This window comes from Brevibacterium antiquum CNRZ 918 (genome assembly GCF_900169145.1).
In the GTDB taxonomy this organism is placed as follows: Bacteria; Actinomycetota; Actinomycetes; order Actinomycetales; family Brevibacteriaceae; genus Brevibacterium; species Brevibacterium koreense.
This window is the reverse complement of record NZ_FXZD01000003.1, coordinates 154,585-179,551: the sequence shown is the minus strand read 5'-3', so window position 1 is coordinate 179,551 and position 24,967 is coordinate 154,585. Positions and strand designations below refer to the sequence as shown.

25 protein-coding genes, 1 tRNA gene and 1 other RNA gene are annotated in these 24,967 nt (G+C 63.7%); 16 read left to right on the top strand and 11 right to left on the bottom strand.

The annotated features are described in order from the left end of the window. Nucleotides 1-7: 7 nt before the first annotated feature. From BANT918_RS05945 to BANT918_RS05935, 3 genes are all read right to left on the bottom strand, one after another. Nucleotides 8-418: a DUF4190 domain-containing protein gene (locus tag BANT918_RS05945; protein ID WP_101619382.1), complete on the bottom strand. Its 411-nt coding sequence runs from the start codon at nucleotides 416-418 to the stop codon at nucleotides 8-10. Nucleotides 419-544: 126 nt separating this feature from the next. Then, nucleotides 545-1,147: a TIGR03085 family metal-binding protein gene (locus BANT918_RS05940; protein WP_101619381.1), complete on the bottom strand. Its 603-nt coding sequence runs from the start codon at nucleotides 1,145-1,147 to the stop codon at nucleotides 545-547. Continuing rightward, a complete protein-coding gene (locus tag BANT918_RS05935; RefSeq protein ID WP_101619380.1) occupies nucleotides 1,144-2,106 on the bottom strand; it encodes a Sir2 family NAD-dependent protein deacetylase in 963 nt (320 codons plus the stop codon). The genes BANT918_RS05940 and BANT918_RS05935 overlap by 4 nt, the downstream gene beginning before the upstream one ends. A gap of 42 nt (nucleotides 2,107-2,148) precedes the next feature. Between BANT918_RS05935 and BANT918_RS05930 the strand changes: the two genes are divergently transcribed. The 4 genes from BANT918_RS05930 to BANT918_RS05915 all read left to right on the top strand — a co-directional run bounded on the left by BANT918_RS05930 (nucleotide 2,149) and on the right by BANT918_RS05915 (nucleotide 5,083). Continuing rightward, on the top strand, nucleotides 2,149-2,598 hold the full coding sequence (locus BANT918_RS05930; RefSeq protein ID WP_101619379.1) for a flavodoxin family protein: 450 nt from the start codon (nucleotides 2,149-2,151) through the stop codon (nucleotides 2,596-2,598). A gap of 144 nt (nucleotides 2,599-2,742) precedes the next feature. After that, nucleotides 2,743-3,162: a hypothetical protein gene (locus BANT918_RS05925; protein WP_101619378.1), complete on the top strand. Its 420-nt coding sequence runs from the start codon at nucleotides 2,743-2,745 to the stop codon at nucleotides 3,160-3,162. Between the two features lie 54 nt (nucleotides 3,163-3,216). Beyond that, a complete protein-coding gene (locus BANT918_RS05920; RefSeq protein ID WP_101619377.1) occupies nucleotides 3,217-3,609 on the top strand; it encodes a winged helix-turn-helix domain-containing protein in 393 nt (130 codons plus the stop codon). Between the two features lie 52 nt (nucleotides 3,610-3,661). Beyond that, on the top strand, nucleotides 3,662-5,083 hold the full coding sequence (locus BANT918_RS05915; protein WP_101619376.1) for an amidase: 1,422 nt from the start codon (nucleotides 3,662-3,664) through the stop codon (nucleotides 5,081-5,083). Nucleotides 5,084-5,113: 30 nt separating this feature from the next. Here the strand turns inward: BANT918_RS05915 and BANT918_RS05910 are convergent, their stop codons facing one another. Beyond that, nucleotides 5,114-6,253, bottom strand: a complete 1,140-nt coding sequence (locus tag BANT918_RS05910; RefSeq protein ID WP_101619375.1) for an RNA polymerase sigma factor — start codon at nucleotides 6,251-6,253, stop codon at nucleotides 5,114-5,116. Nucleotides 6,254-6,279: 26 nt separating this feature from the next. Continuing rightward, complete coding sequence (locus BANT918_RS05905; RefSeq protein ID WP_101619374.1) at nucleotides 6,280-6,687, bottom strand: YciI family protein; 408 nt, start codon at nucleotides 6,685-6,687, stop codon at nucleotides 6,280-6,282. 243 nt (nucleotides 6,688-6,930) lie between these two features. On the opposite strand from BANT918_RS05905, the gene BANT918_RS05900 reads away from it, so the two are divergent. Further along, nucleotides 6,931-7,446, top strand: a complete 516-nt coding sequence (locus BANT918_RS05900; protein ID WP_101619373.1) for a hypothetical protein — start codon at nucleotides 6,931-6,933, stop codon at nucleotides 7,444-7,446. Nucleotides 7,447-7,598: 152 nt separating this feature from the next. Beyond that, nucleotides 7,599-8,132, top strand: coding sequence for a type 1 glutamine amidotransferase domain-containing protein (locus BANT918_RS05895; RefSeq protein WP_101619372.1), 534 nt, complete (start codon nucleotides 7,599-7,601; stop codon nucleotides 8,130-8,132). Between the two features lie 88 nt (nucleotides 8,133-8,220). On the opposite strand, the gene BANT918_RS05890 is transcribed toward BANT918_RS05895, so the two are convergent. Further along, nucleotides 8,221-8,305: transfer RNA gene (locus BANT918_RS05890), tRNA-Ser, on the bottom strand. A 232-nt stretch (nucleotides 8,306-8,537) separates the two neighbouring features. On the opposite strand from BANT918_RS05890, the gene BANT918_RS17535 reads away from it, so the two are divergent. From BANT918_RS17535 to BANT918_RS05875, 3 genes are all read left to right on the top strand, one after another. Next, nucleotides 8,538-8,774: a hypothetical protein gene (locus BANT918_RS17535; protein WP_101619371.1), complete on the top strand. Its 237-nt coding sequence runs from the start codon at nucleotides 8,538-8,540 to the stop codon at nucleotides 8,772-8,774. 2 nt (nucleotides 8,775-8,776) lie between these two features. Beyond that, nucleotides 8,777-8,872: signal recognition particle sRNA small type (gene ffs / locus BANT918_RS05880), an RNA gene on the top strand. Between the two features lie 181 nt (nucleotides 8,873-9,053). Then, nucleotides 9,054-10,541, top strand: coding sequence for an Ig-like domain-containing protein (locus BANT918_RS05875; protein ID WP_101619370.1), 1,488 nt, complete (start codon nucleotides 9,054-9,056; stop codon nucleotides 10,539-10,541). 23 nt (nucleotides 10,542-10,564) lie between these two features. Here the strand turns inward: BANT918_RS05875 and BANT918_RS05870 are convergent, their stop codons facing one another. After that, a complete protein-coding gene (locus BANT918_RS05870) occupies nucleotides 10,565-11,593 on the bottom strand; it encodes an iron-siderophore ABC transporter substrate-binding protein (protein ID WP_101619369.1) in 1,029 nt (342 codons plus the stop codon). A gap of 212 nt (nucleotides 11,594-11,805) precedes the next feature. Here BANT918_RS05870 and BANT918_RS05865 point away from each other — a divergent pair, with 212 nt between their 5' ends. Then, a complete protein-coding gene (locus BANT918_RS05865; protein ID WP_101619368.1) occupies nucleotides 11,806-12,111 on the top strand; it encodes a hypothetical protein in 306 nt (101 codons plus the stop codon). 179 nt (nucleotides 12,112-12,290) lie between these two features. Continuing rightward, nucleotides 12,291-13,106, top strand: coding sequence for a YidC/Oxa1 family membrane protein insertase (locus tag BANT918_RS05860; protein WP_101619367.1), 816 nt, complete (start codon nucleotides 12,291-12,293; stop codon nucleotides 13,104-13,106). Nucleotides 13,107-13,195: 89 nt separating this feature from the next. Here BANT918_RS05860 and BANT918_RS05855 read toward each other — a convergent pair whose 3' ends face one another. After that, nucleotides 13,196-15,787: an ATP-dependent Clp protease ATP-binding subunit gene (locus BANT918_RS05855; RefSeq protein WP_101619366.1), complete on the bottom strand. Its 2,592-nt coding sequence runs from the start codon at nucleotides 15,785-15,787 to the stop codon at nucleotides 13,196-13,198. A gap of 237 nt (nucleotides 15,788-16,024) precedes the next feature. Here BANT918_RS05855 and BANT918_RS05850 point away from each other — a divergent pair, with 237 nt between their 5' ends. After that, complete coding sequence (locus tag BANT918_RS05850; protein WP_145996944.1) at nucleotides 16,025-17,191, top strand: hypothetical protein; 1,167 nt, start codon at nucleotides 16,025-16,027, stop codon at nucleotides 17,189-17,191. A gap of 38 nt (nucleotides 17,192-17,229) precedes the next feature. Here BANT918_RS05850 and BANT918_RS05845 read toward each other — a convergent pair whose 3' ends face one another. The 3 genes from BANT918_RS05845 to BANT918_RS05835 form a co-directional block, all read right to left on the bottom strand. Beyond that, the gene (locus tag BANT918_RS05845; RefSeq protein WP_101619364.1) at nucleotides 17,230-17,976 is read right to left on the bottom strand and encodes a DUF3152 domain-containing protein; all 747 of its coding nucleotides are present in this window, start codon (nucleotides 17,974-17,976) and stop codon (nucleotides 17,230-17,232) included. A 136-nt stretch (nucleotides 17,977-18,112) separates the two neighbouring features. Continuing rightward, complete coding sequence (locus BANT918_RS05840; RefSeq protein ID WP_101619363.1) at nucleotides 18,113-18,781, bottom strand: VOC family protein; 669 nt, start codon at nucleotides 18,779-18,781, stop codon at nucleotides 18,113-18,115. Continuing rightward, nucleotides 18,769-19,428, bottom strand: a complete 660-nt coding sequence (locus tag BANT918_RS05835; protein WP_101619362.1) for a VOC family protein — start codon at nucleotides 19,426-19,428, stop codon at nucleotides 18,769-18,771. Before BANT918_RS05835 ends, BANT918_RS05840 begins: the two co-directional genes overlap by 13 nt. Before the next feature lie 221 nt (nucleotides 19,429-19,649). Between BANT918_RS05835 and BANT918_RS05830 the strand changes: the two genes are divergently transcribed. Genes BANT918_RS05830 through BANT918_RS05815 form a run of 4 tightly spaced genes read left to right on the top strand, consistent with a single transcriptional unit; the run spans nucleotide 19,650 to nucleotide 24,962 of the window. Beyond that, nucleotides 19,650-21,359, top strand: coding sequence for a TIGR04028 family ABC transporter substrate-binding protein (locus BANT918_RS05830; RefSeq protein WP_101619361.1), 1,710 nt, complete (start codon nucleotides 19,650-19,652; stop codon nucleotides 21,357-21,359). After that, complete coding sequence (locus BANT918_RS05825) at nucleotides 21,356-22,411, top strand: ABC transporter permease (protein WP_101619360.1); 1,056 nt, start codon at nucleotides 21,356-21,358, stop codon at nucleotides 22,409-22,411. The genes BANT918_RS05830 and BANT918_RS05825 overlap by 4 nt, the downstream gene beginning before the upstream one ends. Continuing rightward, the gene (locus tag BANT918_RS05820; protein ID WP_096158334.1) at nucleotides 22,408-23,283 is read left to right on the top strand and encodes an ABC transporter permease; all 876 of its coding nucleotides are present in this window, start codon (nucleotides 22,408-22,410) and stop codon (nucleotides 23,281-23,283) included. The genes BANT918_RS05825 and BANT918_RS05820 overlap by 4 nt, the downstream gene beginning before the upstream one ends. Then, nucleotides 23,280-24,962 (top strand): dipeptide ABC transporter ATP-binding protein, encoded by a 1,683-nt coding sequence (locus BANT918_RS05815; RefSeq protein ID WP_101619359.1) that lies wholly within the window; start codon nucleotides 23,280-23,282, stop codon nucleotides 24,960-24,962. The genes BANT918_RS05820 and BANT918_RS05815 overlap by 4 nt, the downstream gene beginning before the upstream one ends. Nucleotides 24,963-24,967 lie beyond the last annotated feature (5 nt).

The following is a 24,967-nucleotide window of genomic DNA, read 5'->3' as shown; positions in this document are numbered from 1 at the left end:
CGGGGCCTCAGGCTCCCAGTAAGCCAGCGAGCCCGGCGAAGCCGGCGATGGACAGGCCGAGCAGTCCGCCAAGTGCGGCCAGCGAGATGAAGACGATGCCGAGGATGAAGCCCCATTTGCCCATCTCGTTGTCGACGAAGCCTGCACCGCGTGAGTTCTTGCGTGCCATATGTCCGGTGATGATGCCGACGATGGGGCCGATGAAGTTGAAGCCGATGAATGTCGAGAGGGTCGCGACCAGGGAGATGATGCCCAGGACCTTGCCCGGGTCTTCCTCCGCTCGGGAGCGATAGGACTGCGGAGGTTGCGGTTGCGCTCGAGTGCCGTGGAACTGGTTCGGATCGTAGTAACCCTGGCTGCCGGAGTGCTGGTTGTCGTCAAGGTTCGGGGTGTAGTCGGAGTTCGGGGTGGGGTTCATTTCTCTGCCTCTGCTTGAGCCTGTGCTGTTGGTACCAGCCTAGGAACTCTGGGCAGCGGGGTGAATGATATAAACCGTCCACCTGCTCGGGGGTTTTCCCCCGCTTGGCCCGACAACACAGCAGTTTCACCTCACATCGACGAGGGCATGCTCCTCACGACCCATGAGATAGAGCAGGATCTCCACGGGTTCACCCGTGATGGTGATCCCGCTGGTCCTGCCGGAGCTTCCGCTGGCGTGTCTGCCGGCACTGCGTTGGCCGAAGCCGGGGCCAACAATCTCCACACGGCCTTCGGCCTTGGCTGCAAAAGGCAGAAGCGCGGTGCGGCACGCAGTCCACACCGCACGGTTCTCCGGCAGGGACAGCCTGCGTGGGATCCACTCGATCGCCGCACGGCGGATGTCCTCGTGGTGGACTAGGTATTCGGCGGTATTCATCACGGATTCGACGCCGGGCCACCCACCCGGGGTCCACCTCGGCGGGGATGCCACCAGACCCAAGAGTCGCGGATACGGCATCGAGGCATACGCCTGCTCCTGTGCCTCGAGCTTGCCCTCGAACTTCGGCATGAAGATGCCGAGGGCGGCAGCCAGATGGCGCTCGCGAATGACGAGGTGCGTGGCAAGGTCGCGTGTCGTCCAGCCCTCACACAGCGTCGGGGCGTCCTCACCCGCTCTGCGTGCTGCATCGACGAGGCGGAGGCGTTCGGTTCGTGCAAGATTGTTCATAGGGTGAGCCTGTCATCTCCGCCTTGGATTCCTCTGAGTGCCCAGTCGGCCACGAAATCGGCAACTCGGGAGATCGAGCGGTAGTCGGCAAGCTCATCGCCCCTGGTGGGTCCGTCAGTGACGATGACGACCGGCTTCGACTCCTTCGCGGCCGCCCGGACGAATCGCAACCCGGAGAGCACTGCGAGTGAGGAACCGAGCACCACGATTCCACGCGCCTCCTGGCAGATCCGATTCGCTTCCTGCAGCCTCGACGGCGGCACGGAGTCACCGAAGTACACGACGTCCGGTTTGAGGATTCCGCCGCACCGAGGGCAGTCGACGACGACGAAGTTCTGCGTCTCCTCCAACTCCACGTCACCATCGGGAGCCGTCTCGACGTCGATGGGATCGATTCCCACGAGTCTCGCGAAGTCGGGGTTGAGCTCGCTCAGTCTGGCCTGAACCCAGTCCCGGTCGAAAATGTGCCCCTGGCTAAGACAGATGACACGATCAAGGCTGCCGTGTAGGTCGATGACCGGACTCTCGCTGCCCATCTCACTCGCCGCGGCCTGGTGGAGTCCGTCAACGTTCTGCGTGACGATGCCGGCAACGGGCAGCTGTGCAAGCCCCAGATGGCCCGCATTCGGCTGGGCAGAGCGCATGCGCGGCCACCCCACCCATGAACGCGCCCAATAGCGGGCCCGCTGATCGGGATGGGACAGGAAGGTCTGGATCGTCATCGGCTGCCGGGGCACCGCGTCGGGCCCCCGATAGTCGGGGACTCCCGAGTCCGTGCTCATCCCGGCCCCAGTCAGGACCGCCCACCCGGTCGTGTCGATTCTCTCGTCGGCACCCGCACCCACGCTGAAACCGCCTCGAGTGAGGTCGCCTCCGGTGAGGACGTCGATGATCTCCTGATCACCATGGCTGGCTGCGGGCCGCATTCGGCCTCGAAGCGGATCAAAGATGACTGCCACGAATCCTCCCTCGTCGAACTGCTGCAGGGTTAGTCTGGTCCCATGGTCAGCATATTGCTCGTTCATCATTCCCCATCACAGGCAACGGCTGAAATCGCCGAGGCGGCTCTGTCCGGACTGCGCATGCCGGAACTGGGCACCATCGACGTCACAGTCCGTCCCGCGCTGGAAGCGACCACCGCGGACGTGCTCGCCGCCGATGGGTTCGTCCTCGGCACGACCGCGAACTTCGGCTACATCTCCGGTGCTCTGAAGCACTTCTTCGACACGACATATGACGAAGTCAGGGAGCCGACCGCGGGTCGTCCGTTCTCCTATTGGATTCATGGAGGCTATGACACGACCGGGGCGGAGACCGCGATGAAGCAGATCACCACGGGCCTCGGCTGGAAGCTCGCCTTCGACCCTCTCATCGTCACCGGCGAGGTCACCGACGACCACTTCGCCAGCGCCACCGAGCTCGCGGCCACGGTGGCGGCGGCTGCCATGTGAGCGCCCAGGCGCACTATCGCTCCTCCGAGGCCTCGGGTGTTAGTTTCCTGAAAGTACTTTCTATATTGGAAACTACTTGCTACGCTGTAATTACTTCCATCAGGAAGCGCCGTATCTCGGTGACGACAGCACGAAGGAGCTGCCATGACCACGCCCACCCCGCAGCAAGCCAAGGACCTTCTCTCACAGGTCGAGTCGAATCAGACACAGGCACGCTCCAGCGACGCCTGGCCATTGGTCACGATGCTCTTCGTCTACAGCGCCGCAGTCTCCGTCGGGATCGTCGCCGTCGGAGTCATCGAGGACAACACCACTCAGCTGATCATCCTCGGCGCAGGTGGCGCCTGGTTAGCACCGGCCATCATCGTCTATGTCGTCAAGGCCCTGAGCTGGAGTCGTCGTTCGACCATTCTGCTCTGCACCTGGCTGCCGTTGACCTTCATCGCCTTCTCCACAGCGCTCATCGTCGACTCGTTCACCCCCAGTTCCTGGGTGCCATTCGCAGCCGCCGGCTTCCTCTGGGTCATCTCGCCCATCATGGCCCTCTTCGGCCTGCGCCGCTGAGCGCATGCAGATCGGCAGCGCTGACCGTCGGCACCTAGGCAAAGAGACATCCTCATGAACCCGAAGAAGAATTCCACGACAGCCCCCTACTCCCGGGCAGAACCAAGACCCGAGGAATCGCACGAACCCATCCCCCACCTCGGCGGGTCTCTGGCTCGGATCGAATCCGATCTGGGCAATCCCACTCGCCTCGGAATCGTGGCGAGCCTGAAGAATCGGGACAGGGCCGAGTTCAAGCTCCTGCGCGATTCTCTCGGAGTCTCCGACTCCGTGCTCTCCCGACACATCTCCGCTCTCGAGAAGGCGGGCATGATCGAGGTCAGGAAGGGCTACGTCGGCAAGCGACCCCGCACCTGGGTCGCGATCACCCCAGACGGAGGCGCTCGTCTCGACGCTCATGTCCAGGCCCTGCGTGAACTCGCCGGGGGCGGAGCTGATCAGCAGTGACGTGACGGGCTTTCCCCGATAGCATGGGGAAAACCGATGCAAGGAGGCGTCCATGACCAGCAGCACCTCGGCGAACAGCGGACTCGAGTTTCGCGAACTGCACGAAGTATCGGAGCTCATCAGGTCCGGGCGTCTGAGTTCCAGAGACGCCACGCAGGCCATGTTCGATCGCATCACCGAACTCGATTCCCACCTCCTGTCCTTCGTCACCCTGATGCGAGAATCGGCGCTGGCCTCCGCAGACGTCCTTGATGCGCGACTGGCTCGCGGGGACTGGCTGGGACCGCTGCACGGCGTGCCGCTGGCGATCAAGGACCTGGCCTACACTCACGATGCGCCGACGGGCGCGGGCACCACGATCCATGCTGACTTCCAACCCGACTACGATGCCACCGTCGTCGCTCGCCTGCGGGCCGCCGGGGCCGTGATCCTCGGGAAGCTGCGCCTCACCGAAGGCGCATTCACCGGCCACCACCCCGACCTGCCGACCCCGGTCAATCCCTGGGAACCGAACACCTGGTCCGGGGTCTCCTCGAGCGGTTCGGGCGTCGCCACCGCTGCCGGCCTCTGCTACGGCTCGCTGGGCTCGGACACGGGCGGATCGATCCGCCTCCCCTCCTCGGCGAATGGGGTCACCGGGCTCAAACCCACGTGGGGCCGGGTCTCGCGCAACGGCATCTTCGGGCTGGCGCCGAGCCTCGACCATATCGGCCCGATGACGCGCAGCGCACGCGACGCCGCCATCATTCTCGAGGCCATCGCCGGCCATGACCCCAACGACCCGACCTCGTCCCTCGAGCCGGTCCCCCGCTACAGCCAGCAGCTCACCCTCGACCATGCTCCGGTCGTCGGCTTCGACCGCGAATTGGCCGCCGAGCATTTCGATCACGCGACCAATGCGATGCTGGAATCCACCATCGAGGTGCTCGTCGACCTCGGCTGGCGCGTCCTCGACGTGCGCACCCCCGGCCTGCCCGAAGCAGCACAGGAGTGGACTGCCCTGTGCGGCATCGAGACTGCCGGAGTTCACGCAGAGAACTACCCTTCGAGGTCAGCCGAGTACGGACCCGACCTCGCCGGACTCATCGAGGTGGGACGCGGACTGAGCGCCGTCGACTACCACGAACTGCTCGAATCCAGACGAGCATTCACCGGTCGCATGCGTGCACTCATGGCTGACATCGACCTGCTTCTTCTCCCGGGCATCGGGGCCGCGTCGCCGACGATCACACAGATGGAGAACCTCGGCTCGGATGCCGAACTGTTTGCCGCGGTGACGGTTCCCACGGCACCGATCGACAACTGCGGGCTGCCGTCGATCACCCTGCCCTCCGGATTCTCCGACCGCGGCACCCCACTGGCCGCTCAGTTCGTCGCCGGAGACTTCAGAGAAGGCCTGCTCCTCGCTGCCGGGCACACGTTCCAGCAGGCCACCGATTTCCACCGCCAGCACCCTCACATCGTGGCGGTCTAGATCGGGCTCACGTCGCGTCTCTGCAAGGGCTCAGCGCTGACAGTTCAGACGAGCTGCCTGACGCAGGAGGTGGTCGCGTTCGGCGAGGTTGCTCGCCTGAGCTGCGGCCTTGACGTAGAGTTTCGCCGCCACGTCCACTTCTCCTGCCCTCTGTCTCAGATGTGCTTCAACCGCGAAGTAGCGGGGCAGGCCGTCATCGAGTCCGCAGAGTTCGGCCAGTCCGGCCATCGGCCCGTCCGCTTCACCGATCGCGACGGCACGATTGAGCCGAGCGATCGGGCTGTCGCCTAATTTCAGGAGCTCGTCGTACCACTCGACGATCTGGACCCAGTCGGTGTCTTCGACCCGCTGCGCGTCGGCATGCAGAGCCGCGATGGCCGCCTGGATCTGGAATTCCCCGAGTTGGTCGCGGGCGAGCGCGGCCTGCAGGATGCCGATTCCCTCGGCAATCTGGCGGGTCTCCCACAGGGATCGGTCCTGCTCAGCCAGGGCGATCAGGGCACCATCGGCGGTGAACCGGGCGTCGCGGCGGGCATGGTGGATGAGCATGAGCGCCAACAACCCGGAGACCTCAGGATGGTCGATCGACGCGACGAGCGCCCGGGTCAGACGGATGGCCTCTGCCGCGAGGTCCACGTCGCCGGAATAGCCCTCGTTGAACACGAGATAGAGAACCGTGAGAACGGCAGAGACGTTTCCAGGGCGATTGAGTCTGCGGCCGGCCAATGTGCGTTTAGCCCGGGAGATGCGCTGAGCCATCGTCGGCTCGGGCACCAGATGGGCCTCGGCGATCTGGCGGGTCGTCAGACCGCCGACGGCCCGCAGAGTCAGAGCCACCGCCGAGGCTGGGCTGAGGTCCGGATGGGCGCACAAAAAGTAGAGGTCGACGGTGTCATCTGCCGAGGTGATGTGTGGTGAAGTATCCAGGTCGAAGGCTCGCTCCTCGCGTTGTGAGCGTGCCGACTCGCTGCGATTCCGGTCGAGGAACTTGCGCCAGGCGACGGTGATCAGCCACCCCTTCATGTCACGGGGTTCGTCGCCTGGCCACGTGCGAAATGCCTCGATCAGGGCATCCTGAACGGCGTCCTCGGCGGTGGAGAAGTCTGCTCCCCGCCGCTCGAGGATGCCGATCACGATGGGGACGAGGTCCCTCAGTTCGTCGTCGTTCATGCTGAACTCAGGTCATTCCACGGTGGTCAATCCGTGGTGTTCGGGGTGGCTCCCATAAACGGCCGGAGCTCGAGCCACTCACGGATCGGTTCGCCGCCGGCACCCGGTGCGGCCGAAAGCTCGCCCGCCAGCTCAAGCGCCCGATCGTAGGAATCGACGTCGATGACCATCCATCCGGCGATGAGGTCCTTGGTCTCGGGGAAAGGGCCGTCGGTGACCGGCGGCCTGCCCGCTCCGTCGAACCGGACGAAAGTCCCTTCGGGTGAGAGCGCCTGTGAGTCGACGAACTCCCCGGTCTCTTTCAGCCTCGCCGCGAAGTTGTTCATGTAGGTCATGTGCGCGTCGACTTCGGCGGGAGTCCACTGATCCATCGGGGTGTACTGCATGTACTCCGGGGCCATCTTGTAGTGCTTGAGCATCAGGTACTTAGCCATGTTCTTCTCCTCATATCAACTGCTCGTCGCGAACTTCGCTGACATCCCGGGGACGAAGCCACTTGCGGATTCTCGACATCTTCGGCGAGACCTGTCTCGATTCTTCCACGGATAGTCTCCGCTGGGCCTTTGTAACCGACCTGGAACACGGGTCCCCGAATGCGAACACGCAGGCACCCACCTCGGCGGACCCCGTTGACAGAGTGGTCTCATGTCCACGACCCCACGTCTCAGGAGTCCACCATGACGACCACAAAGCTCATTCGGTCCATCACCGTTGCCGGCGCATTCGCAGCCGCACTGTCACTGTCGGCCTGCGACATGCAGGTCTCCTTCGGCGACCCGAAGCTTGACCCGGGAGAAACGCAGGAAGGAGAGGGAGTCTCCGCGACCCCCGACGAGGCACAGACTGAAGACCCCGTCACCGAAGAGGCTCCCGACACCTCGTCAGGCGAAGGCTCTTCGAGCTCCCGCAGCGAGAATGCGGGCACCAGCAACCCCGGATTCGATATCGACGAAAACGGCAATGGCACCATCCCCGCCTCCTTGCTCGAGAAGGACATCGAGAGAGCGTACTCGAAGCAGGGGACGACCGTCGACAAGGTCGAATGCCGCAATGACCTGATGATCATCTCCAAGAGGGGATCTGCCTCCTGCAACGTCACCGCTTACGGCGAGACACGCTACGGCACGGTCAAGGTCACATCGGTCTCGGGTTCGAACGTCGGATACTCGCTCGACTTCCCCAGCTTCAGCTGAGCATGGCTGCAGCCGGCACTCGGCATCAAGGGCAGTCAGGAATATCGGGACCGGGCAGCTGCGTTCTTGGGTATGACACCGACGCACGGTTCGTCATGCTGACAGGTCGTACCTGCGAAGTCGGATCCGACAACTGACTAGGAGTAAGCAATATGGCAATCTCAGACAAGAAGGTCGCGTTCCTCCTCACCCGCGGAGTCGAGCAGGTCGAACTCACCAGTCCCCGCGGAGCACTCGACGAAGCCGGGGCCACGACCGTCATCGTCTCGCCCTCGGAGGGAACATTGCAGGCGATGAACGGCGACTGGGACCACGCCGACGAGTTCACCGTCGACGTCCCCGCCTCTGCGGCCAAGGTTGAGGACTTCGACGCCCTCGTACTTCCAGGCGGCACCCTCAACGCGGATGCACTGCGCCTCGATGAGGACGCGGTGGCACTGGTGAAGGCATTCTTCGCAGCCGACAAGCCGGTGGCCGCGATCTGCCACGCACCATGGATCCTCGCCGAGGCAGATGTGGCAAAGGGCCGGAAGCTGACCTCGTTCGTCTCAACGAAGACCGACCTGGTCAACGCTGGGGCAGTGTGGGAGGACTCCGAGGTTGTCATCGACGGCAACCTCATCACCTCACGCAACCCCGGAGACCTCGACGCGTTCAACTCGGCCATCGCCAAGGTGCTGGGCTGAGGCCCTGGGACAGGCTGAAGCGCCCGTGAACAGCTGACGAAGAAGGCTCCCATCCGAATGATCTCGGGTGGGAGCCTTCTTCTCTCTGCGGAGGATAGGGGATTCGAACCCCTGAGGGCGTTAACCCAACCCGCGTTCCAGGCGAGCGCCATAGGCCACTAGGCGAATCCTCCGCGAGCCAGCCTATCCGAGTCGTGTCGACAATGCGAAATCAAGACGGCCCAGTGTGAACCATCACACTAAGCGCAGGTGAAATCGTCCTTCAGTCTCCGAGCGCCGTCCGAGCCCATTGAGGGAATTGGCAGCCGAGCCGGTCGCCGCGTGAAACCGACCTCAGCCGATTCGACACAGTGCATGAGAGGTCTCCCCCAAAGCCCCCGGCACATTCCTGGCCAAGGAGCCACCGTGAAATTCATGCTCATCATGTGCACAGTCGATCAGGCCGCAGTGGACGCATCCGAAGACGTCGACTTCAACGAGATCGTCGCTGCCATGGGCACCGATGCCGAATCGATGATCAATGCCGGAGGCATGGCCGATGGCGCCGGACTCTCCGATCGAGGGCCGAATGGCGAAACACTGATCATTGACCACACTGTTGACCCTCGTTTTGTGCCTCGAGGATGCTCTCGACTACACTGATCGATGGCTCCCCGTGCGGCGTCATCTTGTGAACTCCCCCAGGGCCGGAAGGCAGCAAGGGTAAGCGAGCTCTGGCGGGTGCACGGGGAGTCCTTCGTTTCTCAAGGTCACAATTCCACAACTCCCCCTCCCCTATATCAGTCCTGGTCAGGACCGCTCTCAACGGCGAGAAACGGGCATTTCCCGCCGATTTCAGGCAGTGCTTTAATACTTTCGTGATTTGGGGTCACTAGCATGGTTTGCAGCTCTCATCCCTTTGCTCGAACGAGGATCCCTGTTTTGTCACCCAAGAAGATTCACGGGGCGGTTGCTGCCTTATCGGCAATCGCTCTGCTCACCGCCTGCACACCCTCCGGCTCAGACCCCGATGCCACTCGCAAGGAAGCGAAGAAGTCCGCCGAGGCCGCTGCCGAACCCATTTTCCGAGTCGGCACCGTCTCCGAGACCGAGGCAGCCAAGTCCTCTGCGCAGGGATCTTCAGCGAAGACGTCCGGTTCCACCACATCGGCCGAGCCGACCAGCACCAAGTCGCCCGCCCCGGAACACGGCGGCGAAGTAGTCGAATCCGGAGCAGAGACCGCGGCCGCACCGGGTGAGCGCATCAGCCTCAGCGTCGAGAACGCGACGCTGAGCAATATTTCGATCACCGAGTCCGAACACCCCAGAATCACATCCGACCCCGGAGTCTTCTTCGACACCGCTGGGGCCGAACTCGAGGCAGCAGACCAGACCGAAGACGCGAAGGCGGGCTCTTCAACGCCGAGCGAAAGCGCTTCGGATGACACAACCGAGTCCGCGGCAAAGCAGGACTCCGCTAAAGACACGCACTCGGTCATGGCTCCCGACGATGCTGCGGCCTGGGTTTCGGCCTACGACCTCGTCGCCGACAGCACCTACGAGCTCTCGGCCACAGCCACCTCGGCGGATGGAGAAGAACACGACTTCACGTCCACGGTCACCGTGTCGGCCGGCGATGCCTCCCCGATGCCCGTGCGCACGATCCTCTCCGATGACCAGACCGTGGGCGTCGGAGCTCCGATCATCCTGACCTTCGGCTCCACCGTGGCCAAGGCGTACCGTGATGACGTCGAGCACCGGCTGACGGTCAAGGTCACCGACAACGACGGCAAGAAACGCAAGGTCGAGGGCTCCTGGGCGTGGCTGCCCGATGACCCGCAGTCGCGCCTGCACTTCCGCCCCAAGGACTTCTGGCCCGCGCACTCCAAGATCTCCGTTGACGTCCCGCTGAAGAACGTCCCCACCACCGATGACACCGTTGGCCAGAACGACCTCACCCTTGATTTCGACATCGGGCGGAAGCAGGTCGTCACGGCCGACGTCAAGTCTCACCGCATGGTTGTGACCCGCAACGGCAAAGAGGTCATGAACTTCCCTGCCTCACTGGGCGCTGCGAAGTCTCCGTCCTACAACGGAACCCATGTGGTCATGTCGAAGGCAGCGGACTACACGATGACCTCCGAGCAGTGGGACTACGAAACCGACGTGCGTTGGGCCGTGCGCATCCACAACAACGGAGAATTCATCCACGCCGCTCCCTGGTCGACAGGGGTCCAAGGTTCGGCGAACGTCTCCCATGGCTGCGTCAACCTGTCCACCGCGCGAGCCAAGCAGTACTACGACTCGGCGATCTTCGGCGACCCCGTCGAGATCACCGGTTCGGATGTCAGCCTGTCCACCTCGGCCAGCGACATCTCCGACTGGGTCTACGACTGGGATGAGTGGAAGAAGCTGAGCGCACTCGACTGACGCGTCATTCGACTTTTGATGTTCTACTTCTTGACGTTCTTCATGGCCTCGTCGATCATCGGAACGTAACGCTTAAGCGCCCAGGGGACGGTGAGCGGGTTGATGATCGACGAGGCGGTGACGAAGGCCTGGTCTTCGGCAGCGACGACCGCGCTTGACTTGATCGCGGGGATGTTCGAGTACACGCTTTGTGACTCGATCTCCCCTCTGCTCTTCTCATCGGAGTAGAACGTAAAGATGAGGTCGGAGTCGTCGAGCTTGTCGGCATTCTCGAGTCCGATGAGAGCCGAGTCCGTGCCCGGCGCGTCGTAGTTCTTCTTGAGTTTGTCGATGATGGGATCGGGGGTCAGACCCAGCGCCGAGACCATCGCCACCCGCTGCTCATCGGGATAGAAGACGCCGAGAGTGCCCGGTCCGTCATTGTAGATGTAGGAGAACGTGAGTCCCTCGTATTCGGACCGCTTCGCCTCGTTCATCTGCGTCTTGATGTCGTCGACGAGCCCCTCAGATTCCTTCTTCTGGCCCAGGGCCTTGCCGATGGTCTCAATCTGCTCATCCCATTCGATGGTCCACGGCTGCTCGGGGTAGGCAACTGTGGGGGCGATGGCGTCGAGCTGCTTGTACTGATCGGCAGTGACGCCGGACCACGGCGCGAGGATGACATCGGGTTCGAGCTCGGCGACGGCTTCGACGTCGAGTTCCGCAGCTCCCTGGAACTGCTTGGGCAGCTCGTCGCCCTTCTCCTTCACAGCCTCATGGATCCACGGCATATAGCCGGTGTCATCACTGCCCCAGGCGTATTCCTCCATACCCACCGGGGTCTTCCCCAAGGCAATGGCGGTTTCGGTCGAGCCCTGACCGAGGGTCACAACGCGCTCGGGTTCAGCCTCGATGACGGCCTTGCCCAGCGCATGTTCGATCGTGACGGTCTGGAAGTCGCTGGAGGCCGACTTCGCAGAGTCACTCGAGTCTTGGCTGCAGGCGCTCGCGCTGAAGGCAAGTGTGACGATGGTGCCAATGGTTATGGCCCGGCGAGAGAGATGAGCTGACATTCCTGCCCTTTCGACTGTGGGGGTCGCGGTCGCCCCCTCAACATGAACATAGGACAGCCTAACTTAACTTCACGATGTTGGTGCAACTCGGCTACAAATCAGTGCAGCCGACCCAACAATGCCGCTGACCCAACAGTGCAGCTGCCCCAGAAGACAGCCAGCACCGCCGTGATAAAATCAAGCGACGGTTTCAAGTGGAAGGTCGAGTCGCAATGCTGCTGAACCTGTGGATGACAGTTCAGTTCATCATGGTGCTGCTCAGCGCCGACGTCGATTCGGTCATTCCCCAGTCGTCCATGCATCTGATCGTCCTCGTGCTTCTGGGTGCGGTCCTGCTGTCTCCGGTAGCACCCTGGGCGGCAAACGCTCTCGTCAGGGTTCTGTCCCTGGCTCCCCACGGTCCCTGGATGGGACGTGAGCGAACCGAAGTTCGCCAGTTCCGTATGCCTGAGGAGCCCGGCACTCCGGGCACCGCACAAGCCAGAGCCCCCTCTCTCGTCGTTCATTCCTTCGCCTGAACGACGACTTTCATCTCCGTGCTCTGAAGCACGGTCTCTGACGTCACTCCTGCCTCCTCCTTGAGAGAGCCGGCCTGTGGTGTCGCCATGCGTCGTTCTGTCGATGAACTCCCATGACGACATCACCACTGCTGCCTGCATGCTTTCGCGCATCGGCAGCGCCCAGGAGGGCCCTCACCATGAACATCTATGAATTTCCACCCATCGAACTGCTCGTCAACGCCGCCTACTCGGTCGTCACCTGGCTCTCGACCCTGCTCGAACCTTTGGCTGGCAGCGCAAGTGCCGCGCTGGCCATCGTGGTGCTGACGATCACCGTCCGCGCCGTCCTGATCCCCGTCGGCCTGTCCCAGGTCAGGGCCGGAATCACCCGCAAGCGCCTGGCCCCGAAGATCGCCGAACTGCAGACCCGACACAAGAAGAACCCCGAGCTCAAGCAGCAGAAGATCATGGAGCTCTACAAGGAGGAGAAGGCTTCCCCGATGGCCGGCTGCCTGCCCGTGCTGGCACAGATGCCTGTGCTCATGGCCGTCTACGGGATCTTCATCCAAACCACAATCGGCGGGCATGCGAATGAACTACTCAATCATTCTCTGCTCTCCATCCCTCTCAACGCCGGCTTCGTCGGCCTCCTGGGCGGCGGGGACCTGACGGTGGCCACGATTGCGGTCTTCGCTGTCATCGTCGTGGTCATCACCGTCGTCGCTGCCCTGTCGCGTCATCTGCTGACTCCCGACATGCCGCAGACGCCGCCAGTCCAGGCTTCAGACACCGATGGGCCCGCTATGCCCGACCTCACAGGTGTGACACGGGTGCTGAGCTTCATGCCGTTCATGACCGCTGTCATCGCGCTGTTCGTGCCGCTGGCGGCTACGCTCTATCTCATGACGACGACGGCATGGACCTTGGCGGAACGTCTCGTGCTCAACCGTGTCCTCAAGGTTCACGAGCAGGACGAGGCCCAGCGGGAGACGCAGAGCAGCCCAGCCGCCTGAGCGAGCCGGCGTAGGGCCAAGAGGCAGAAACAGGGCCGGGGCGGAAGAGATGTCTTCCGACCCGACCCTGGTCTCTGCAGGTAGCCGACTCAGACTGCCACGGGAACCTCAGGAGATCCCGCGATCACGTTCAGCTGACCGTCGTCGACCGTGGCACTGACGGTCCCGCCCTCTGACACTGCCTCGTTGACGAGGAGGTCCGCGATGCGGTCGTCGAGCTCACGCTGGATCACGCGCCGCAGCGGACGAGCACCGAACTCGGGTTCGTACCCTGCATCTGAGAGCCATTCCACAGCGTCCTCGGACACGCTCAGGCTGATGTCCTGGTGTGCCAGGCGCTGCACCGACGCCTCCAGTTGGAGACGGACGATGACTTGCAGCTGCTCACGGTCGAGCCGCGAGAACATCACGGTCTCGTCGATCCGGTTGAGGAACTCGGGACGCATGATCTCCTTGAGCTTGCCCATCACCTTCGCGCTCAGGTCCTTTTCGGTGACCTTCGCGTCGGTGGAGCTGAAGCCCAGAGGAGTGCTGCCCGCCATGAACTCGGAGCCCAGGTTGCTCGTCATGATGATGACGGTGTTCCGAAAGTCCACGGTTCTCCCCTGGCCGTCGGTCAGGCGGCCGTCGTCGAGGACCTGGAGCAGCAGGTTGAATGCGTCCGGGTGCGCCTTCTCGACCTCGTCGAGCAGGATCACCGAATACGGCTTCCGCCGGACCTGCTCGGTGAGTTGGCCGGCTTCGTCATAACCGACGTAGCCGGGAGGCGAACCCACCAGGCGCGATACGGTGTGACGCTCGCCGAACTCACTCATGTCGAATCGGATCATGGCCGACTCGTCATCGAAGAGGGTTGCTGCCAGAGATTTGGCCAGCTCCGTCTTGCCCACGCCCGTGGGGCCTAAGAAGAGGAAGCTGCCGATGGGACGGTTCGGGTCCCCCATTCCCATCTGCGACCGGCGGACGGCCTTCGACACTGCGGTCACCGCATCATCCTGGCCGATGACACGACCGTGGAGGACCTCTTCGAGCTTGGCCAGTTTGGCCTTCTGTCCCTGAGTCATGCTCCCCGCCGGGATTCCAGTGGCACGGGAGACGACCTGTGCGATCTGGTCGGCGTCGACGACGCTGGCCTCAGCAGACGTGCTCTGGCCGGCTCTGCTCTGATCGACATTGTGATCAGTCTGGGCCGTCGCCGCGGTTTCGTTCGGGTTCTCGGCTGCATGCAGCTTCTCCCCAAGACCCATGATCTCATCTCGGAGTTCTCCGGCACGCTCATAGTTCTCTTCGCTGATGGCGGTGCTCTTCTCGGTCTCGAGCCGCTCGATCTCCGTCCGCAGAGCCTGAGCATCGACCTTGGGCCCACGACGCAGGGACAGACGGGCACCCGCCTGATCGATGAGGTCGATCGCCTTGTCCGGCAGGAACCTGTCGTTGATGTAGCGATCGGAGAGCTCCACCGAGGCCCGGATCGCCTCAGGCGTGTACGTCACGTTGTGGTGTTCGGCGTAGCGGCCCTTGAGCCCGTCGAGGATCGCCACAGCATCCTCGATGCTCGGTTCTCCGACGCGCACCGGTTGGAACCGACGTTCGAGAGCCGAGTCCTTCTCAATCGTGCGGTACTCCTTGAGCGTGGTCGCACCCAGCAGGTGCAGATCGCCTCGGGCCAGCCTGGGCTTGAGGATGTTGCCGGCATCCATCGAGTTGGATTCGCCGTTGCCACCGGCACCGACGAGGGTATGGAGTTCATCGACGAAGACGATCATCTCGCCGTCCTCGGCGATCTCGTCGAGCGCACCGGTCAGACGCTCCTCGAAGTCACCACGGTAGCGTGTGCCCGCGAGCATCCCCGGCAGATCGAGTGCGATGACTCGCTTGCCGGACAGCTGTGCCGGGATCTCGCCACTGTGGATGGCCTGAGCCAGTCCTTCGGCGATCGCGGTCTTGCCGACGCCTGCCTCGCCGAGGAGCACCGGGTTGTTCTTGGTGCGCCGGGCGAGGATCTCGATCGTCTCCTGAATCTCTTCGGCACGTCCGATCACCGGGTCGAGTTCACCGTCGGCTGCCAGCGCCGTGAGATCCGTGCCGAAGCGCTCGAGCATGGTCTCTTCCGACTGGCCTGCTCCGGGACCGCCATGTGGGTCACCGGCCTCTGCGGCTTCGGCTCCGGCCTGCAACCGCTCCTGCGTCACACCCGCCTGGGCGAGGATGCGACCGGCAGGCATCTCATGGTTGAGCACGAAGGCGAAGAACAGGTGCTCCGGGTCGACGTAGGTCGAGCCGAACGCCCGCGCCACCTGGTAGGCGTCGAGGAGCGCACGCTGACCGGAACCGGTCAGGGTCAATGCTCCCTCGGGCTTCGTGTTCGAGGTAGCGGGCAAGCGCTCCTCAACGGCATGGGCGACCTGCTCTGGGTCCGCCCCGGCCTGGCGAATCGCTGAGATACCGGGTTCGGTCTCTGCCATGGTGCGCAGAATGTGCAGAGCGTCGACCTCCGCCTGCCCGTGCTCTCTGGCATAGTCAGCGGCGTTGTCGATGACCTCGTGGCTGCGTTTGCTCAGCAGCTTGTTGATGTCGACGCTGCGCCCCTGTCGGGCGCCCTGCTGTCCCTGCAGAAAACGGGCAAGGAACTCGTCAAATGAATCTCCGCCAGAACCGGCGGATCCGAAGAACGTAGCCAATCTGATCTCCTGTCGAAAGTTGAGCGTGTATGACTCAATCAACGACGAGGTCGGTCGTCTTATTCCCGATTGCCATCTCGTTTTATACTCGTAGCAAGCCGCAACGAGGGGAAGGTAGGACCAATGGGGGTCGACGACGATCCAGCGGGGAGCACTGACAGTTCCGAAGCTCACCACAGCACCGGAGAACGCCACTGGTGGAGACGACGGTGGCTGTGGGCAACAGGAGCAGGGGTTGTGGTGATCGTGATCGCGGCAATTGCGATTCCACAGATACTACGACCGGACGATCCCGCGGAAGACGGTGCCCTGCCCTCCAACATCGGGTACGGACTTCCGAGTTGGACACCCCACGGCAGCTTGGCCGATGACGCCGGGTTCATCCGTGATGGCGCCAAACGCCTTCCCGAGGACGGAGAATACACGCTGCTCTGGGCCGGACAGGGCGCAGACGAGGACGACAGTCAGTCCGATTTCGCCTATTTCGCCTCTTACACCGACGCTGACGATGTGGTGCTCGAGTTCTTCGTGGTGCGCAGAGACACAGACGGCCGTTGGAGCGACAGCGAAGACGTTGCCATCGCTTCCTCAGAACACGCGCCCGGTTCCTCCTGGAACTCAATCATTCCTCTGCCGCTCGATGCTGTCGAGGGCTTCAGCGACGACCACGACCAGTTCTATCTCGTCCGAGACAACGTCCGCGCCGAGGAGATCACAAACCTGGGTGGAGATCTCGTGGACGAACATGACCACGTGGTCGGTGTCGACGATGAGCAACCCAACAGTGCAACCATCCTCACAGTCCAAATCTCCTTCGGCAACAGCGCCTACACTTCCCCGTCGTTGTTCTCACCGCTCTTGGCAAGCAGCTGGAAGCAGAGTCAGGCGGAGGGTGTGCTCAACCTCCTGCGATACACCGGCCATGGCGAATCTGTTGCGTTAGCTGATGATGGAGCTCTTACCGAATTGTCGTATCCAGAGCCAGTGAAATTCGACGAAGGCACCGGATTCATGGTCGCGGCGCGAGATCATAACGTCGACTATTACAAAGGCATCGATCCGCCAAACCCGCGGCGACAGCGGTCCGCCCTCATCATCGCGATGCCGGGCCACGATCCGGTCGTCACCGGTCCGGCGCTTGACGGAAATGGCAAGGAAACTCATCTCACTGTGGAGGACGAATACGCAGTCGCGGTCCCCGAGGGAATACCTGGAGGACCCGCCGTCGCAGTCAGCGGCGGAAGTGCAAAAGCCATGCCGAAGCTGCCGGTGATCGGCAAGCCGCTGAAGAAGGGCGGCCCCATGGTCTTCGGTGACGCCCCAGAGTCAACCGCCATCGTATTTCACAGCGAGCAAGGGAACCCGCGCAGCACGTCACTCGTCGTGCAGCACCCGGACAGGTGATCTCGGCAACCAGCGACCCAATTCTTCTCCCACCCAACTCAGCCCTTCGAGGGCCAGCCGTTGGGTTCACAGCCCTGCAGTCCCTTGGTCTGCTGCTGCATCAGCGGGGCCGTCTTCCCTGCGCCGGGGCATGATTCGTGGCCGTGACCGAGCGCGTGGCCCACCTCGTGGTTGATGAGGTACTGGCGGTACTGAGTGGTGTCATCGAATTCGTCGGTGGCAGATACCCAGCGTTTGGCGTTGAGGATGACGTTGTCGCCGTTGCGGCACGAGAGCTTGCCCAGGGTGCGCAGCGGTAAGCACATCGAGTCCACGGTATCGGGACTGGCGATGGAGATCATCGCATCTTCGCCATCATCGACCATTTCGATCGACACATCGTCGAGGTCCTGCCAGCCGCGCTCATCCTGCAGGGTCTTGATGATGAAGGCGGCGGCCTCGTCGACGTCGATTGGGAGATTGTCCTCGACTCGCAGCGCGACCGTGAAGGTCTTGCCCTCGTCCCGGTTGGGTCCGGTCTCCTTCTTCGGTCGATCCCACTCGCCGCTGCCCTTCATATCGATGTCATCTTCGCCGACAGCGGCGGCGCCGGCCGATTCTGCGTCGGCATCAGCAGACTTGCTGGGCGTCGGGGACTTCGTCGGCGATACCGACTTACTCGGCTGGGCAGAGGCCGAACCCTCGCCGGACGCGACCGTCTCGTTCGAGGACGGTGCCGGCCTGGTCTCCTGATCCGAGTCGGTTGCGCAGGCGCTGAGTCCGATGAGCAGGGATGCAGCAACCACCGCCGAGGCTGACCTCAGCCGCTGCGAGGAGCCCAGCAACGATCGACTTGAGTGCAGTGGACCTTGTGAAATGCGAGGAGTTGGCGACACTCTGTCGAGTCTAGCGTTTCACAACCGCTCCACTGAGAACTTTCGCTCAGAACTCGAGGACACCGCCGGGACCACGCAGGCGTGCATGCAGCCGATGCTCCGTGCCTTCGACGACCTGGGTATCACCGGCACCGAGCACATCGAGGGCACGACGGCTCTCCTCGGCGTCCGGGGATTCGATGGAGAACTCGAGGAGTTCGACCGACGGCAGGGCAGCCTCGGCGGGGTGGGTCGACTCGCCCCAGTCGATGAGGAAGGGCTGCGTGCCCTTGCCCGGCAGCGGAGACCGAGAGGTCAGGCGCCATTCGAGCAGCGTGCCGTCGGCGGTCTCCCGGGACATGTCGCGGACCTCGCCGAAGTCGATTCCTTCGGTATTCGCCCCGGCGACCTTCGCAAGGAAGGCGTGTGGGTGGATCGCCCAGGTCTGCAGGGTCAGGCCCTGAGCCAGGTGTGCATCCAGCGGCAGGGTGCCGTCGGCCGGTGGCTTCTGCTGCGTGTCGGGGCCCAGTATCTCGAGGTAGGTGCGGGAGCCTGCGGGCCAGCCGGCTGGCGTGAGGCCGACAAGACAGTTCGCGGTTCCCCTGCCTGGGTGTTTGCCGCCTGCGATGGCGCGGACTCCGGTGAGGCGCTCGAATTCAGCGACCCCGGCTTCGAGCTCGGGCACCGTGATGATGAGGTGGTCAAGATTGGCGGGAATCGTACTCAGATCGTCCATGATCCACCGGGACCTTTCAGTGTGGCGTGCAGGGTTTCCGTGTCTCCTGCCTCAACCTCGATGGTAGTCCCCAAGGATCGCAGAACTCTGGATGTGGTGTCCACATCCGCACTCGTCGCCCAGAACCGCTCGAGACGGACAGCGGGCATCATCCGCCGTGCGGGGTGCGGGGAGTCCTTCCAGTCGATGAGGAAGGGCTGAATTCCCCCGAGCGCCAGCGGTGTCCGCCTCGTGAGTCTCCATTCGAGAAGCGTGCCTTCAGGGGTGCGGCGGGTCATGTCGTGAACCTCGCCGAGGTCGACGTGGGGTTGGCTCGATCGTGAGGCTGAGGTGACGAGCCCGTCGAAGTCGGCCGGGTGGATGGCCCACCGCTGCACCGTGGGCCGGGTGATACCGGCCAGGCGCGCGACTGCCAGCTCGGGATCCTGCTCCGGGTCGGGTCCGAGGATCTCCAAATAGATGTCGCGGTGCTCATCGCCAGACTCGTCGCCGAACTCAAGGCCCAGCAGCGCATTGGCCGTCCCCAGCCCCGGATGGGCACCACCGGGAATAGGCTCCACGCCGAGAATGTTGTGATATTGCTCAACACTTTCGGCGAGATTCGGCACGGCAATGACGAGATGATCCAAGTCCGGAGGTAGCAACATGACTCAATGTTAAGCGATCGGATTGACTACCAGCATGCCGATGGGCTTAACTCGAAGCATGCAGACACACCCAAAGGACCGAATGCTGTGGCGTCGACTCCACATCGACCTCAAGCTAGTCACAAGCTCTAATTGTTGAGCTATACCAACGACTAGTTGAGATATCTGAGCAACTGGCCACACCCCGACCTCGGTTTCATCTGCACAAAGGACCACCTTCCATGACGGACCTCCGTCCATCCACCTCGGCGCGCTTCAAACGAACCTATGGCCGACGCAATTTCCTCAGCCTCGGGCTGGGGCTGGGCACCATCATCACGCTCAGCGCGTGCGCCCCCACCGATGATGCCCCACTGGCCGAGGGCGGCGATCCCGTGCAGGGCGGGGTCCTCACCTACTTCGAGCCTCAGACCTGGACGCTGCTCTACCCGCCCTCGGTCGGGTTCTATCCCAACGGCGGCATCATGAACAACATCTCCGCGCGACTTCTGTGGCAGGACCCGGAGACCCTCGAACTCCACCCCTGGCTGGCCACGGCGCTGCCAGAGATCAACAACGATGCCACCCAATTCACGTTCACCATCCGTCAGGGCGTGACCTACTCCGACGGTTCGCCTCTGACTCCGCAGAACGTGGCGAAGAACTTCGACCTCTTCGGCACCGGCGACGAAGCGCGCACGCTTCCGGTCTCCGAGCAGATCTCGAACTACTATCGCAGCGAGGTCCTCGGTGAGAACACGGTCCGCTTCCACTTCAGCGCCCCCTCCCCCGGATTCGCCCAGGCGACATCGACGATGAACGCCGGTCTGCTCGCCGACTCGACGCTGGGACTCGACGCCGAGGGCTTCGGTCCCGGCGGGGCCACGCAGATCCACACCTGCGGGCCGTTCCACATCACCGAGGAGACGATCGGAACGAAGCTGTCCGTGCAAGTCCGCGAGGACTACGACTGGGCCCCACCTCACTTCGAGCATCAGGGCCGGGCCCATCTCGATGGGATCGACTACCTGGCCAACAACGAGTACTCGGTGCGCATCGGAGCCGTTCTCTCCGGGCAGGCCGACGGCGTCCGCGACGTCCAGGCCCCCGATGAGTCCCGGGTGACCGAGCAGGGTCTGCGTCTCTACGCCAAGGCCACGAACGGCATCAACAACAGCATCAACTTCCGTTTCCGACACGAGCTCCTGGCCGACCTCAAGGTCAGGCAGGCCATCATCGCCGCCGTCAACCGGCAGGAGATCGTGGACAAGCTCTTCACCTCCAACTACCCGCTGGCCACCGGACTCCTGGCCAAGGGAGCCATGGGCTACAAGGATCAGTCCGGGTCCTGGGTCCATGACCCCGACGAAGCGAACCGGCTGCTCGACGAGGCCGGCTGGGGCGAACGCAACGCTGCCGGTTTCCGCGTCAAGGATGACCAGGTCCTGGAGTTGGCCGTCAACATCGCCTTGCCGCAGCCACGCTCGAACGAGGTGCAGACCCTCATCCAGCAGCAGCTGCGTCACGTGGGCGTGCGTCTGTCCATCAACCCCGGTGACCAGTCCAAGCAGACCCTCGATGCCCTCGAACTCGACACGGTCCAGATCTACCATTCGATGGTCGCGCGCGCGGACTTCGACAATCTGCGTTCCAACTACTCCTCGGTCAACCGCGACGTCTTCCTCAACGGCAAGGACCGCGACGATGCGAAGGACGGAAGCATCGACCCCGAGATCGACCGGCTGCTGGAGGAACTCGCCTCGGAGCCCGAGACGAAGAACCGGCAGAAGGCCGCCGAGAAAGTTCAGGACTACCTCGTCGAGAACGCCTATGTTCTGCCGTTCTTCGAAGAGCCCCAGGTGTTCTCCTTCCGTCGCCGCGTCAACGGCTTCACGACCGAACCGGTGGGCCGCCCCGACTTCTACAGCACATGGTTGGAAGGTGGACAATGATCCTCGACATCCGATACCTCGTCCTGCGCCTGGGCCAGGCACTGCTCGTGCTGCTGCTCGCGTTCACCGCGGCCTTCATCCTGCTCAGCCTCATTCCCGGCGACGGTGTCACCGCCAGATTCGCCGACCCTGCACTGGGTCTCTCTCCCGACCAGATCGCGCAGATCCGCACCGAGACCGGGGCCGATGAGTCGTGGATCAGCCGCTACTTCCTCAGCCTCGGAGGGTTCCTCACCGGCAACTTCGGCTTCTCCGTCCAGACCGGTGCCGCGGTGTCGACGATCATCGCCGCGGCCCTGCCCTCGACCGCGGTGCTCGCCCTGTCCGGGTTCGTCTCCGCCCTGGTCCTGGCCGTTGTCATCGCGGTGCTGGCAACCTACGGGCCCTTCGCCTGGCTGCGGAAGCTGCTCGACTCGGTGCCCAGCCTCTTCATCTCGATTCCCGTCTTCTGGTTGGGGATCCTGCTCATCCAGATCTTCTCCTTCCAGCTCGGGTTCGTCTCCGTGGTCTCACCCGGCCCCGCCGAGGCGCTCGTCCTCCCAACCCTGACCGTGGCGGTGCCGCTCTCGGCCCCCATCGCGCAGGTCCTCATCCGCTCCATCACCGACGTCAAGGCCTCCGGATTCGTCAAGGTCACCTCGGCGAAGGGTGCCGGTGAGCTGTGGATCCTCGTCCACACCGTCGCCCGCAACGCCGTCCTGCCGGGCCTGACGATCATCGGCCTCGTCTTCGGTGAACTGGTCGCCGGCGCCGTGGTCACCGAGACCGTATTCGGGCGCAACGGAATCGGCCAGATCACCGCCCAGGCCGTGACCCACCGCGACAACCCGATCCTCCTGGCCGTCGTCGTCATCGCGACCCTGGCCTACGTGACCATCAACCTCATCGTCGACCTCCTCTACCCCGTCATCGACGTCCGGCTGCGCACACAGCCCGGGGCCGCCTCGGCGGGGAAGAAGCCTGCCGATGAACCCACTCGCCGGGCGCTGTCGACGACCGCGGCCAGCGTCGGGGTCGACCTCGACTGGGACGACAAGGACACCCACTCATGAGCCTCATCAGCAGTCTTGCCCCCACCTCGGGCACCGGTAAGCCGGGCTCGGCGGCGAAGCGACGCAGCCGCACCCGCGCGAACATCGGCCCCGCCACCATCGTCTCGGCCCTGGTCCTGCTCATCGCCATCATGTGGGCGCTCTTCCCCGGACTCTTCACCCAGCATGACCCCAACGACGGCGGCACCACTCCGGCGCTGCTTGGCCCCAGCCTCGACCACTGGTTCGGCACCGACCAGACCGGACGTGATGCCTACGCCCGCGTCGTCTACGGCGCGTCACAGTCATTGCTCGCAGCACTCGTGGCTGTCGGTGTCGGACTCATCGTGGGCACGGCCATCGGGCTCATCGCCGGCACCCGCCGCGGCTGGGTCGACGATGTGCTCATGCGCTTGATCGACGTGCTGCTCTCGATCCCGGCGATCCTGCTCAGCCTCTCGATCGTCGTCGTCTTGGGCTTCGGCACCATCAACGCGGCCATCGCCGTCGGCGTCACGGCCATCGCCCAGTTCGCACGACTGTCGAGGTCAGAGGCGGTGCGCATCAACACCAGCGACTTCGTGGCCGCGGCCTACGGTTCGGGCGGCACCTTCTTCTCCGTCCTCGTCCGCCATATCCTGCCCAACTCGATCTCGCCCGTGCTGTCCCTGGCCGTCCTCCAGATCGGATCCGCGATCCTCCAGATCTCGACGCTGGGCTTCCTGGGCTACGGGACTCCCCCGCCGACACCGGAATGGGGCCTCATCATCGCCGAGGGCCGCAACTTCGTCGCCACCGCATGGTGGCTGACCGTGCTGCCCGGCTTCGTCGTCATGGCCATCGTCCTGGCCACCCACCAAATCGGCAACACCCTGAGAAAGGTGACATCATGACCGAGTCCGCACCCCTGCTGTCCGTGCAGGATCTCAGTGTCGCCTACTCCCAGTCCTCGGCCCCGGCCGTCGACGGCGTGACCTTCGCCGTGCGCGCCGGGTCGATGACCGCGGTCGTCGGCGAGTCCGGGTCCGGCAAGTCCACGACCGCGAATGCCGCCATCGGCCTCCTCCCGGAGTCCGCGCAGATCACGACCGGGCACATCCACTTAGGTGAAGTCGATCTCGGTGGCTTGGGAACCAGCGGCTGGCGTGGGATCCGCGGCAGTCAGATCGGCTACGTCCCCCAGGACCCCGGCAGTTCACTCAATCCGCTGCAGACCATCGGCAAATCCGTCGCCGAGGCGCTGCGGATCCACAAGCGCGCCGATCGGAAGTCTGCCCGTGCCCAGGTCATCGAACTGCTGACCAGAGTCGGCATCGATCGGCCACAGATGCGCGCCGATCAGTTCCCGCATGAGCTCTCCGGGGGAATGCGCCAGCGAGTCCTCATCGCCTCCGCGATCGCACTGCGCCCACGACTGCTCATCGCCGACGAGCCGACCTCGGCCCTCGATGTGACCGTGCAGAAGCAGGTCCTCGATCTCCTCGATGAGCTGCGCGCAGAGACCGAGATGGGCGTCCTCTTCATCACCCACGACCTCGCCGTCGCCGGTGAACGCGCCGATGAGGTCGTCGTCATGCAGTCCGGACGCGTCGTCGAGGCCGGACCGGCGGCTAAGATCTTCTCCCGGCCTGCCACCGACTACACCTCGCGGCTGCTTGCCGACGCCCCGGCGCTGAAGACGAAGACCCACCGACAGGCCACAACCACCGCCGCACTCGCCGAGGCGCAGGCCCCCTTCGTCTCGGTCGAGGGCCTGACTCAGGTCTATGCCCGCAACGATGATCAGGTCATCGGCATCGACGACGTGTCACTGCACGTCGAACGCGGCACCACCCACGGCATCGTGGGCGAATCCGGTTCAGGGAAGACGACGACGGGCAAGGCCCTGGCCGGGTTCCTCACCCCACAGTCCGGTCGCATCCGCGTCGGCAATTTCGACACCGATGACTCTTTGCGCGGTCGTGCGGAGCGGGCCCGCCTGCGCGACTTCCGCCGCACGGTCCAGCTCGTGCACCAGAACCCGTACTCGGCACTGGATCCCAAGCACACCATCGGCCAGATACTCACCGAACCGCTGCGCAACTTCCGCATCGGTTCCCGGAATTCGCGACCGACCCTCGTCGCCGAGGCCCTGGAGAGGGTTGCCCTGCCTACCGAGTTCGGCGAGCGCCGACCGGCCGAGCTCTCCGGCGGTCAGCTGCAGCGGGTGGCGATCGCGCGGGCCCTCATCGCCGGCCCCGAGCTCGTCGTCTTCGATGAGGCCGTCTCGGCCCTCGACGTGACCGTGCAGGCCCAGATTCTGACCCTCCTCGACGATCTCCAATCTGACCTGGGACTGACCTATGTCTTCATCTCCCACGATCTCGCTGTCGTGCGACAGATCGCTGATACCGTGTCGGTGATGTCGCAGGGACGACTGGTGGAGAACGGACCGACGGAGGACCTCTTCGCTCGCCCGCAGACTCAGTACACGCGCACCCTCCTCGATGCGATCCCCCGCCCCGTGATGCTCCACGGCAACGGAGACAGCGCCGCTTCGACACCCACATTGCTCACCGCAGCAGAAAGTTGAGACTG